This window comes from Tenacibaculum larymnensis (assembly GCF_028829235.1).
In the GTDB taxonomy this organism is placed as follows: Bacteria; Bacteroidota; Bacteroidia; order Flavobacteriales; family Flavobacteriaceae; genus Polaribacter; species Polaribacter larymnensis.
Genome location: NZ_JAIWJY010000001.1, coordinates 71,253 through 83,227, shown reverse-complemented (window position 1 = coordinate 83,227; position 11,975 = coordinate 71,253). Strand labels below are relative to the sequence as shown.

Sequence of the window (11,975 nt, the reverse complement as noted above, 5' to 3'; positions counted from 1 at the left end):
AACCTTTAAGATCAAGAAAAGAGACTTGTTTATGGAAAAAAGAATTTTCATCTTATTTTTTTTACTGATAATTACATCAGTCTACGCGCAAAATGAAACTATGAAGTTAACTACACCACCATATTTGCAAAAGGGAGATACTATTGCAATTGTTGCTCCTGCTGGAATTTTAAAGAATCGTAAGCCCACTATTGATAAAGCTAAAAAGTTAGCAGAAAGTTGGGGGCTGAAAGTGGTATATGGTAAACATATGTTTAATCAGAATGATCATTTTGCTGGTACCGATGAAGAGCGATGTCAAGATTTTCAAGATGCGTTAGATAATCCTAGTATTAAGGCGATTTGGAGTGCACGTGGAGGATATGGTTCTGTGAGAATTTTAGATAAATTGGATTTTACTAAGTTTAAAAAACACCCTAAATGGGTTATTGGTTATTCTGATATTACAGCGTTTCATAACCATATTCATAACTTAGGAGTAGAAACCTTACATGCTATGATGGGTACAAGTATGGAAGAAAGTTCTGATGATATAGTAGAAACCATTGCAACTTTTAAGAAAGCATTGTTTGGAGAAAAATTGAGTTATGAGATTCCTGCTTCAAAAAAGAATAGGATAGGAGAGGTTTCAGGAGAGTTAGTTGGAGGTAATATTGCTATTTTGGCTTCTATGCTAGGGTCAGATAGTCAACTTTCTACAGACGGGAAAGTTTTATTTATAGAAGAAATAGGTGAATACAAGTATTCAATTGATAGAATGTTACAAAGCTTAAAACGTGCTGGATATTTCACAAAAGTTAAAGCGATTGTTGTTGGTGATATGACTAAAATTAAGAGAAATACAACTCCATGGGGAAGCTCTATAGAACAATTAATTTTAGAGGTTGTTCCTAAAGGTATTCCTGTATTGTTTGATTTTCCTGCAGGTCACGAACCAGATAATAGAGCATTGATAATGGGTAGAGAAGTTAAATTATCGATAAGTAAGAATAAGCAGTGCTTGTTAGAATTTAATTAATTGTTTTTTGTTTTACATGTGTTAATTCCTAATAACTTGTATAACGGGCAAAAATTTATCAAGCTAGTAACTAAAAGTATAATTGCTAGTACAAGTAAGATATTACCAAAAATTCCTGTAATAAATTCAAAGTAAGACAGCGCAGCTATAATTAGAGCGATTAAAGTTCTAATAGCTTTATCGGTGTTTCCCATGTTTTTTTTCATGATAAAAAGATTTAAGGTTACTCAAATATAGGTTTTTAAATGGCACAACACAATGAACTTGGTAAGAAAGGAGAGCAATTAGCAATAGATTCTCTTATAGAGAAAGGGTATACTATTGTTGAAAAAAACTACCGATTTCAAAAAGCTGAGGTTGATATTATTGCTCAAAAGGAAGAAACTTTAGCTGTTGTAGAAGTTAAAACAAGATCAACAGCTTACTTTGGAAACCCACAAGATTTTGTAAATCCGAAGAAAATAAAACTATTAGTAACTGCTATTGATAATTATGTTACAAAAAATGATTTAGATGTAGAGATTCGATTTGACATTATCGCAATTGTTAAACAAGGAAATGAGTTTATAATAGAACATATTGAAGATGCATTTTTGTATTTTTAAAAAGAAAAAGCCCAACAAATTTGTTGGGCTTTTTTTATGTTGTTTATACAAAATAGTAAACTATTCGTTGTCACCGTTAAAGTATTTTTCTACATCTTCTTCATGGTCAGGCATTGCAATAATGTTCTTGTCTTTGTCTAATACAAAATAAGAAGGTGTACCAAGTAAGTTATACTTTTTTACTGTTTCGTTATCAAACTTATACTCAGGATGCGTTCCGATAGCATTATGCCATCCAGGTAAGTTTTTAACAAACTCATCCCATTCGTTTTCTTCATTTTCAATACCAAAAGAAACTACAGATACTTCTTTATGAGTTTGCATAAACTTATAAAGTTCAGGAATTTCTTTTACACAGTGTGGACAACCAGTACTCCAGAATACTAGTAAATACTTATTACCATCGTTTAATGTTGATAATTTATATTCTTGACCATCTTCTTTCCAAGAAAAATCAGGAGCTACTCTACCTACAGTTGCAAGTAAGATGTCTAATTTTTCCTTTTTAAAATCAGCGTCTTGATCTTTAGCTGGAAGTTTGTCATAATATTCAGCAAACATCCAATCCACAGCTGGTCCGTTACGCTTATCAGTAAGTGCGCTAATTAAATAATCAATTACTGCTTTTTCTAATTTGTCAGAAGAAATTTTCTTCATAACGGTGGTAATAGATTCCTTAATAAGTTTTTGTTGAACTTTTTTATCTTCAGAATAGTTTAAATAGAAAACATAATCGTTAATTCTATCAATTAAAAAAGAAGAGTTGTATAATTCATCACTTTTAAAGTCAACGTACTCAAAAAAGTTTTCGCTAGTAGCAGATAAATAGTCTTGTAGATTATCATGAGGATTGTATGAATTATATCTGCGTGAAGCTTTTATAAAACTATTTACTAACATTCCTTGAGATTTGTTTTCATAAGTTTCTTGTACGTCTTCAAGTTCTTTAAGCTCTTTCTTATAAGCTTTTTTCGCATCTCTTGATTCAGTTTCTATATAAGAAGCTTGTAAAGAATCTATCTTTTTTTGTACGGCGTTGTATGCTTGTAAGTATTCATTGTATAGTTTGTTTTCTCTAGAACTAGTAAAAAGAACTGACTGATCAGGGTATTTTGGATTGAAAACAAACTCAACATTTTCTTTATTGAAGAAAAAATCAACAAAACCAGCACCCGTATTTCTATAGGTAGCTCTGTAGGCTCCAGAAGTTGCTGTGTTAGGTAGTTCAAAACTAAACTTTCCTAAAACTTGTTTTTCACCATTTATTGCAACAGTGTCAAATTTAATGGTAGTATTTGCAAGGAACTTTTGCTTTGCTCCTTCAATTTTATATAAAATAACCCAATCTCCTTTGTCTGGAGGGGTCATAGTACCTTTAACTGTGTACTGAGCATTTACAAGTGATGTGGTGAATATTAATAGAGCCAGTAATTTTTTCATCATAATATTTTAAAGGGTTATTAATAAGGTTTTAAAACTAGTCATTTACGAACTTCTATCCAAGAAGTGTACCACTTTTATTTTTTCTTATGTATTTTACAAACGATTTTTTAATTATTTGAAAACATGAACTTTAAAGAACAAATATTTTGGGTAACTGGCGCTTCTTCAGGAATTGGTAAATCTCTAGCTGTTGCGTTATCTAATTATGGAGCAAAGTTAATTATATCTTCAAGAAATGAAAGCTTTTTAAGAGAAGTGAAAAAACTTTGCAAAGTTCCTGAAAATGTTATGATTTTACCTTTAGATTTAGAAGATTATGAAAACCTACCAGAGAAGGTAACTAAAGCTATTTCATTTTTTGGAAGAGTTGATGTTTTAGTAAATAACGGAGGGATAAGTCAGAGATCATTAGTAAAAGATACATCAATAAAAGTAGATAAACGTTTAATGGATATTAATTATTTAGGAACAGTTTCATTAACAAAAGCTTTACTACCTCATTTTATTGAAAAGAAATCGGGACACTTTGTTGTAACTACAAGTATTGTTGGAAAAATAGGAACTCCATTACGTTCTACTTATGCTGCCACGAAACATGCTTTGCATGGTTTTTTTGATAGTTTGAGAGCAGAACATTATAAAGATAATATTGCTGTTACGTTAGTTTGCCCAGGCTTTGTAACTACAAATGTGTCAAAAAACGCATTAACAGGAAATGGTACTCCACAAAATACCATGGATACAGCCACAGCTAATGGAATACATCCAGATAGGTTTGCTGAATTTATGCTAAAAGCTATAAAAAACAGAAAAGAAGAAGTTTATATAGCAGGGGTGAAAGAAAAGCTAGGTGTATATACTAAGCGCTTTTTCCCTAAGTTATTATCAAAAATGATCAGGAAGCTAAGTGTTACCTAATCAAAAAAGTTAATTACTTCAAAATAATTAATAATAGCTTCTTTCATTAAAACTGATTGCTCACCAGGTTTTAAATTAGGTAATTCAGTTAGAGTTTTATAATGGGGCCACCCATCATTATCAAAAAAATCGAATTCATAGTATCCGTAAGGTTCTAATAGCTTACAAATAGCAATATGCATAAGGTTTACCTTTTCGTCTTTTTTAAACTTACGATGTCCTTGTCCTAATTCTTGAACACCAATTAAATAAATAACTCCATCAATATTGAGATCATCTCCATCAGCAAATTGTTGTGATAATTGAGTTATTACAAAATCCCATTTTTCTTTTAAGTTGGCTTCTTTTGTCATTTGTGTTTTTTGAGAAAGCAAAGATACAAATGAGTTACGTATATTTGAGCATAGATTTTTACAGTAGAACGCTTTTATATTTATGAATACTTTTGATATTATTATTGCTGCATTACTACTTTTTGGCTTTGTAAGAGGTTTAATGAAAGGGTTGTTTGTAGAGGTTGCTTCTTTAGTAGCTTTGGTTGCAGGAGTTTATGGAGCTATCCACTTTTCATACTTTATTGGAGATTGGTTAAAAGACAGTGTTACATGGGATGAAAAGTATATTTCTTTGGCGGCTTTTGCAGGAACTTTTGTGGTAATAATTGTAGCAATAGCACTATTAGGAAAAATTTTAACCAAAATAGCTGATTTTGCTGCTTTAGGAATTTTGAACAAAATTTTAGGAGGTGTTTTTGGGGCTTTAAAAATTGGGTTAATTTTAAGCGTAATTTTTATTTTCTTCGGAAAAATGAATGATACTATTCCGTTTGTAAAGGAGGAGAGTTTAGAAGAATCTATTTTATTTAAACCAGTAAAAAAGATTGCTCCAACAATTTTTCCTTCAATTATAAAAGACGAGGAAGAGCAAGAGAATGATAACAGCAAAGAGATACAACTAACAATATAAAAAAGCGGATAATTTTTTATCCGCTTTTTTTTAGTCTAAATGGTAAATCTCCATAATATCTTCTAAGATGTGTTCAAAATCGATATTTAAATCGATGAGGTTCCCTGTTTTAATATCAAAAACCCAACCGTGTACCTTTAAGCCTCTATCTCTGTAAGCTTTTTGCACAGCGGCAGTTTTAATAAGGTTAACACATTGTTCTTGCACGTTTAAATCTACCAAACGATCGTAACGAGCATCTTCGTCTTCTATTTTATTTAACTCATCTTTATGTAAGCGATATACATCTCTTATATAACGTAACCAAGGATTTAACAAACCTAAATCGGCAGATTGCATTGCGGCTTTAACTCCACCACAAGAATAGTGACCACAAACAACAATATGGTTTACTTTTAAATGTTCAACAGCATATTCAATTACTGAAGCAGAATTTAAGTCAATTGCAGGTACCATATTAGCAATGTTTCTATGTACAAAAACTTCACCAGGACTTGAACCCATCAAATCTTCTGCGGAAACTCTACTGTCAGAACAACCTATGTACAGCAAATCAGGACTTTGTCCTTCATTTAATTTTTTAAAATAATCTTTATTGGTAGAGAGTTTGTTTTTTACCCACTCTTTATTGTTTTCAAAAATTTTAGATAGATTCATTAATATATAAATTGTTTGTTGGAAGAGTCTTTTACAGTTGCTTTCCGGATTAAGCAATATAATTACCGAAGTTAATAAAAAAAGAGAACCTAAAACTAGATTTAGATTCTCTTTATAATAATAATTATAGAGGATGTTTTTTATTCATAAAAAGTAACAGAGCCGTCTTTGATATCATACATAGCTCCAACAATCATAATTTCACCATTTTTATGCATTTCGGCTAATACATCGCTTTCATTTAATATTCTATCAATAGTTAATTGTACGTTTTTTTCTGCAACATTATTTACAAATTCTAGATTAGATGAGTTTCTTAAACTTTCATCTTTAGGTTCTGTTACAGCTTCTACAGCTGGCTTAATTTTACTTAACATTTTAGTTAAGTTACCTAACTGAGCATTATCACAAGCTCCTTTAACTGCTCCACAACTAGTATGTCCTAAGACAACGATTAATTTAGTACCAGCTAATTTACAAGCAAACTCCATACTACCCAAAATATCTTCGTTTACAAAGTTACCAGCAATTCTTGCACTAAAAATATCTCCTAAACCTTGGTCAAAAACTAATTCAGCAGAAACTCTTGAATCGATACAGCTTAAAATTGTAGCAAAAGGGAATTGCCCTTCTCTTGTATCGTTAACTTGTTCTAATAAATTACGATTAGCTTTTAAGTTGTTTTGAAATCTTTGGTTTCCTTCTTTTAAATATTGTAATGACTTTTCAGGAGTCATTGTAGCTTGAGTTTCTTTAGTGTGCGCTTTCATTGTATATATTTTTATAAGTTATTTATATCGTTTTTATTATTACTAACAATACACATTTAAGAATATTGTTGGTAAAGTATTTTAAGGCTCTATGCCGCTTTTGGTCTAAGTTTAAAGAACTTAATAAAGCTTTCAGGGTTTTCTACAACACCGCGTTCTGAAATAAGTTTAATATTGATGTTTTTTTCTTTTGCTTTGAATGCAAAATCCTCTAAAATTTCAACAATATCATTATCTAAGTACCTAGTTTTTCTTACATCTAATTCTAAATGAGTGTCTTCAGGTAAGCTATCTAACTCTTTTAAAATAGCTCCTTTGTTAAAGAAAGTGACTTCTTCAGCAAGTGTCATTTTTATTTTATGTATCCCGTTACTTTTATCTTCAATATGTAAGAAATGAGAGTTTTGATAACTCTTTATTAAAATAACAAAAACTCCTACTGCTAATCCTAAAGAAATCCCTGTAAGTAAATCGGTGAAAACAATACCTAAAACAGTTACAATAAAAGGAACAAATTGTTTCCATCCTAAGGCAAACATTTGTTTAAATAAGCTTGGTTTAGCTAGTTTATAACCAACAACTAATAAAATTGCGGCTAATACAGATAATGGTATTTTATTTAATAGGGTAGGAATTAAAATAACAGATAATAGTAAGAATAACCCGTGAATAATTGCTGACATTTTAGATTTACCTCCTGATTGAATATTGGCAGAACTTCTTACAATTACTTGAGTAATTGGTAAACCTCCAATTAAACCAGATAAAATATTTCCTGTTCCTTGTGCTAATAATTCTCTATTTGTTGGAGTTACATTTTTATCTGGATCTAATTTATCTGTAGCCTCAACACAAAGTAAAGTTTCTAAACTAGCTACTAATGCAATTGTAAATGCAGTTACCCATACCTCGTAGTTGGTAATAGCACTAAAATTAGGGAATGTAAATTGTCCTAAGAAAGAATCAAAACTTTCAGGAATAGGTACACTTACTAAATGAGATGCTTGTATTGCGAATGTTTCATTTCCTTGTGTTAAGGTAAAAAAGATAATTCCCATTACTACAGCTACTAATGGACCTTGAATTAATTGGAATATTTTTCCCTTTTTACTTAAAACTTTATCCCAAAGAATTAAAATAGCTAACCCAATAAAACCGATAACCATTGACCCCATCGTAATATTATCAGTAATACTTAAAATAGCTGAAAAAGTATTTTCTCCTGAAGGTTCAATAAAGCTATCAGCTCCTTCTGGCTCTGCATCATATCCGAAGAAATGAGGAATTTGTTTTAAAATTATAATAATACCAATACCGGTAAGCATTCCTTTAATTACTGATGAAGGAAAGTAGTAACCAATAACTCCAGCTTTAAGAACTCCAAAAAGTATTTGAATAATACCTCCTAATACAACAGCTACTAAGAAGTTTTCATAGCCACCTAAAGCGCCAATAGCAGTTAATACAATGGCAGCTAAACCAGCTGCAGGACCACTAACTCCTATTTTAGAACCACTTAAGGCTCCAACAACAGTACCTCCTATAATTCCTGCAATTACACCTGAAAAAAGAGGAGCTCCACTAGCTAAAGCAATACCTAAACATAAAGGTAAAGCAACAAAGAATACGACAATACTTGCGGGTAAGTCGCTTTTAATAGTTTTAAACATAATATATGCGTTTATTTAGACTCCAAATAAAAATTTAGAGCGTATTTAATTTAAATGATTGATTTACTAAGAGAAACTCAAAATGTCTCAATGAAGCAATAGTATTATTACTGCGTATTGAAATATTTTCCAGGTTTTCTATTCAGAACCTCTTGTAGGAGGTGTTTACTTAAAAATTATTAAGCAGTAAAAAACTCGGGAGGTGGGGTAAGAATTTTTGGGTATTGTGAAACGTAGTTTTTAGATTGAAAACTAACATTTTTCTTTTTTTGGATTTTCTTATATAAAAAAGAAGTATAATCTTCGTTAGGATGAGCTTTTAGTTCAGCTACCTTAACATGTTTAGTGTTTTCTTCTTCTTCACTTAGATTTAAGAAAATAGTAATATCTTGATCTTTATCAACCAACGTAATTACCGAAGGCGTAACAATAATGCCCGCAAACAAAACGATAAAAAAGATGGCGATTTTAGATTTCAAGATAATTTTTTTATTCATTTAGTGGCAAATGTAATTAATTTTTTAAAGCTAAAATGTTATAGTTCTTTTAAAATTTTAGTTTTAACCCACCCAATTTTTCCATCAGCTAGTTTTATTTTTTTCCAATTGTCTACAGAATCTAATACATTAACCTTGGTTCCTTCATGTATTGTGAAAACTTCATTAGAGTTATCGGTAGGTTCATTGTTAACAGTAACTTCTTCAGTATAAATAATGGCTTCAATATTATTTATAGCTTGGTTATATTGTGTGTATGTAATAACAAAAGAGGTTATTAAAAGTAAAAAGGATATAATGCTTGTTGTAAAGTAAGTCCTTTTTTTACTTGGAGTATAGGCAAAATAAAACAGTAAAAATAAAATAGAAGCAATAAAAGAAAGAGCAATAGTAATTACAGCCCAAGTGTTATAGGTAAACTTTTGTAAGTAGTTTTCATTGAATTTTTGAAATACTGATTTAGGTAACGCTTCAATTCTATCAAGTGTTAAGCGTTTTGCTATAACTAAGTTGTTTTTAGCATCTTCATTCAAAGGGTCTAGTTGCAGTGCTTTTTCGTAATTATAAATAGTAGGAGCTACTTTATTAAGCTTGTAGTAACAATTACCCAAGTTGTAATAGACTTCGGATGAGGCTAGGTTTTCGTCTTCTATTTGCTCATATAGTTTAATAGCTTTTTCGTAATTACCTTCTTTGTACAAAGAATTAGCGCTTGAAAATAAATCGTTGGCGTTTTGTGCTAACGTAATTGTTGACACAAATAAGAATAAATATATAACTAGCTTTCTCATTATAACTGTCTATCTAATTGCGTTATTACTTGTTTTGCTTTTTCATATTCCTCTTTCATTTGCACATTAGTAATTGGAGTATATCTAGCAAAATCACAATCATTAAATACTTCAATAAAACTATTAATGGTTTCCTTATTAACGTTTTTGTCAGCTAATAAATCAGTAATTTTTTCACGACTTATGTCAGATGTTTCTACACCCAGTTTTGCTTTTAAGTAATTATGTAAGGCTCTTTCTAAAGCCTCATAAAAAGCTTCTTTATTGCCTAATTGTTTTTGTGCTTCTGATAAGTATTTCTTAGCAAGTTTGTCTGCTTTTCGCAACTTATTACCCAATACATCACTATCACGTTCTTCTTTCTTTTTTTGAATAACAATTCCAACAGGGATAGCTAAAATAGGAAGTAATAAAAGAATATAAAATAAGGTTGACTTAAAGAAGTCACCTGTTTTTACAGGTTGTAAATTGGTGTTTGTTTGAATATATCTAAAATCGCTACCTGTAACTTTTACCTCTTGTTTGGCTACTGTATTAGCATCAGAGTTTGTTGGAATTTCTTTTCCTTCTAAAACATCAACGTATAAATCATCTGTAGTGATAGTTTGGTATACTTTTTCTTTAGGGTTAAAGTAAGAAAAGCTAGTTTTTGGAATTCTATATTTTCCTTTAAACTCAGGAACAACAGTGTAGTTATCAGTAACGGAACCAGATAATCCAGTTCCAGTAATACGAACGTTTTCTTTTCTTTCAGGTTGATAAACTTCTAGTTCTTTAGGAGTTTCAACTTTTGGTAGTTCAAAAAGTTTTAAATTTCCTTTACCATTTACCGAAACTTTAATTTTTGATGATTCATTTGCTTTTAAGGTATTTTTACTTAAAGAAACATCAAAAGAAAACTCTCCTACAGCTCCTGTGAAGTCTTCTGGTTTGTTTTTTAGAGGTAAAGCCTGAGCGTTAACAATTTTCTTAGCAGAAGAAAACTCTTTACGAACTTGACGTGTAATTACGTTTCCGAAAAAGTCGGCTCTTCCAGTAGGAACTGCCACAATTATATCCATTTTCATAGGATCGATTGTCAGTTTACCAGAGGTTGTTGGAATTAACAGGGCTTTATGTAAAACAGCATAACGATAAGTTTCACCGTTGTAAGTACCTGTTTTAACAGGCATTCCGTTACGTTTAATTTCTTGATTCCAGAAACCATTGTATTGTGGGGCTTCTGTTATGGCATTATCATAAATACCAACATTATCGCTAAAATATAAGCGATATTCTACATAAATCCCTTCACCAACATAAGGTTTAGATTTAGAAATTTCGGCAACTAAATGAATATTTTGCTCAGCAATATAACTAGGGTCATTTGGGTTTTTAGGAATGTCAACAGCATCTAAAACAATAACTTTTATAGGGTTTGATTTTATTGTTTTTCCATCAATTTCAATACTAGCAGAGGGGATATTAAATTCTCCTTTTCTTTTAGGCTGTAGTATGTAGGTGTAGGATTGATTGAAAGAAACCTTACCGTTAATCCAAGATTGACTTACTGATTGACTAGGACCTCCAACTATTTTAAAATTAGTAAAATTAGGTTCTTTAAAATTATCGGCTCCTTGTTTGTTGATTGAAAACTCAATACGTAATCGTTGGTTTACACCTAACTTATTTTTACTAACGGTAGCCGTTAACGCAGCATCTTGTGCATTAATGGTAAATGTTATAAAACTAACTAATAACGATATGTATACTTTCAACTTCATGTTAATTTTCAAAAATGTCTAAAAATAAATAAGATTTTAAAAATGGTAAAATTACCAGTCTTTTTCTTGTTTTACTTTTCTTCCTTTTGATTTTTTCGCATTCATTTTTTTCTGCGTCTTGTTTTCCTCATTATTTAAACTCTCTAAAAGTTGTTTCATTTGTTCGGGAGTCATTTTACCTTGTTGAGGTTTAGGTTTTTGGTTTTGTTTGTCTTTTTGATCTTGATTAGGTTTTTGTTGATTTTTTTGATCGTCATTTTTCTGATCTTGTTTATCATCCTTTTTGTCCTTATCGTCGCCTTTTTGATCTTTATTTTTGTCGTTCTTCTTGTCTTTGTCGTTTTGTTTTTGCTGATCTTTATTCTTGTCGTTCTTCTTTTCTTTGTTTTTATCCTTGTTGTCCTTCTGGTTTTGTTGTTGCTTTTTAGCTTCTTTTTGAGCAACAGCTAAATTATAACGAGTTTCATCGTCATTCGGATTTCTACGTAAAGAATTTTTAAAGGCTTCAACAGCTTGTTCATACTGCTTTTGTTCCATCATAGCATTACCTATGTTGTGATAAGCTTCAGCCTGAGCCATTTTGTCTTTTGAAGTCTCAGTAGTTACTTTAAACTGTTCTACAGCTTCTTTGTATTTCTTTTCTTGGTATAAAGTATTACCAAAATTATAGCTTGCTTTTTCATACTTGCTGTTCTTACCTAAGGCTTTTCGGTAGGCAATAGCAGCATCACTAAACTTTTGTTTGTTATATAGTTTGTTTCCTTCTCGTAACAAAGCACGTGCTTCACGTTGTAGTTTAAGTGTGTCTTGTTGCGCATTTGCCATTGCAGAAACTGCAAAAACTAGAATGAATATTAAATTTTGTAAACTTTTCATA

At 30.8% G+C, this 11,975-nt stretch carries 14 protein-coding genes; 4 read left to right on the top strand and 10 right to left on the bottom strand.

Annotated elements, in window-relative coordinates; genetic code table 11:
* Positions 1-31 precede the first annotated feature (31 nt).
* Entirely contained in the window at positions 32-1,018 is a 987-nt protein-coding gene (locus tag LCI24_RS00395) for a S66 peptidase family protein (RefSeq protein WP_274638653.1), read from the top strand.
* Here LCI24_RS00395 and LCI24_RS00390 read toward each other — a convergent pair.
* On the bottom strand, positions 1,015-1,224 hold the full coding sequence (locus tag LCI24_RS00390; protein ID WP_274638652.1) for a YgaP family membrane protein: 210 nt from the start codon (positions 1,222-1,224) through the stop codon (positions 1,015-1,017). The genes LCI24_RS00395 and LCI24_RS00390 overlap by 4 nt on opposite strands.
* 39 nt (positions 1,225-1,263) lie before the next feature.
* Here LCI24_RS00390 and LCI24_RS00385 point away from each other — a divergent pair, with 39 nt between their 5' ends.
* Positions 1,264-1,623 carry a YraN family protein gene (locus LCI24_RS00385; protein WP_274638651.1) on the top strand — a complete coding sequence of 120 codons (360 nt, stop codon included), beginning with the start codon at positions 1,264-1,266 and terminating at the stop codon, positions 1,621-1,623.
* Positions 1,624-1,683: 60 nt separating this feature from the next.
* On the opposite strand, the gene LCI24_RS00380 is transcribed toward LCI24_RS00385, so the two are convergent.
* Complete coding sequence (locus LCI24_RS00380) at positions 1,684-3,063, bottom strand: TlpA disulfide reductase family protein (RefSeq protein WP_274638650.1); 1,380 nt, start codon at positions 3,061-3,063, stop codon at positions 1,684-1,686.
* Positions 3,064-3,189: 126 nt separating this feature from the next.
* Here LCI24_RS00380 and LCI24_RS00375 point away from each other — a divergent pair, with 126 nt between their 5' ends.
* Positions 3,190-3,984, top strand: a complete 795-nt coding sequence (locus tag LCI24_RS00375) for an SDR family oxidoreductase (RefSeq protein WP_274638649.1) — start codon at positions 3,190-3,192, stop codon at positions 3,982-3,984.
* On the opposite strand, the gene LCI24_RS00370 is transcribed toward LCI24_RS00375, so the two are convergent.
* Positions 3,981-4,337, bottom strand: a complete 357-nt coding sequence (locus LCI24_RS00370) for a hypothetical protein (RefSeq protein ID WP_274638648.1) — start codon at positions 4,335-4,337, stop codon at positions 3,981-3,983. The genes LCI24_RS00375 and LCI24_RS00370 overlap by 4 nt on opposite strands.
* 82 nt (positions 4,338-4,419) lie before the next feature.
* On the opposite strand from LCI24_RS00370, the gene LCI24_RS00365 reads away from it, so the two are divergent.
* Entirely contained in the window at positions 4,420-4,950 is a 531-nt protein-coding gene (locus LCI24_RS00365; protein ID WP_274638647.1) for a CvpA family protein, read from the top strand.
* A gap of 30 nt (positions 4,951-4,980) precedes the next feature.
* On the opposite strand, the gene LCI24_RS00360 is transcribed toward LCI24_RS00365, so the two are convergent.
* The 7 genes from LCI24_RS00360 to LCI24_RS00330 all read right to left on the bottom strand — a co-directional run bounded on the left by LCI24_RS00360 (position 4,981) and on the right by LCI24_RS00330 (position 11,974).
* Entirely contained in the window at positions 4,981-5,607 is a 627-nt protein-coding gene (locus LCI24_RS00360; RefSeq protein WP_274638646.1) for a carbonic anhydrase, read from the bottom strand.
* Positions 5,608-5,747: 140 nt separating this feature from the next.
* Entirely contained in the window at positions 5,748-6,377 is a 630-nt protein-coding gene (locus tag LCI24_RS00355) for a carbonic anhydrase family protein (protein WP_274638645.1), read from the bottom strand.
* 89 nt (positions 6,378-6,466) lie between these two features.
* On the bottom strand, positions 6,467-8,047 hold the full coding sequence (locus tag LCI24_RS00350; protein WP_274638644.1) for a SulP family inorganic anion transporter: 1,581 nt from the start codon (positions 8,045-8,047) through the stop codon (positions 6,467-6,469).
* Between the two features lie 179 nt (positions 8,048-8,226).
* Positions 8,227-8,526 (bottom strand): hypothetical protein, encoded by a 300-nt coding sequence (locus tag LCI24_RS00345; RefSeq protein WP_274638643.1) that lies wholly within the window; start codon positions 8,524-8,526, stop codon positions 8,227-8,229.
* A gap of 56 nt (positions 8,527-8,582) precedes the next feature.
* Positions 8,583-9,335, bottom strand: a complete 753-nt coding sequence (locus tag LCI24_RS00340) for a tetratricopeptide repeat protein (protein ID WP_274638642.1) — start codon at positions 9,333-9,335, stop codon at positions 8,583-8,585.
* Positions 9,335-11,098 carry a BatD family protein gene (locus LCI24_RS00335; RefSeq protein WP_274638641.1) on the bottom strand — a complete coding sequence of 588 codons (1,764 nt, stop codon included), beginning with the start codon at positions 11,096-11,098 and terminating at the stop codon, positions 9,335-9,337. The genes LCI24_RS00340 and LCI24_RS00335 overlap by 1 nt, the downstream gene beginning before the upstream one ends.
* Before the next feature lie 51 nt (positions 11,099-11,149).
* Entirely contained in the window at positions 11,150-11,974 is an 825-nt protein-coding gene (locus tag LCI24_RS00330; RefSeq protein ID WP_274638640.1) for a tetratricopeptide repeat protein, read from the bottom strand.
* Between the last annotated feature and the right edge of the window lies 1 nt (position 11,975).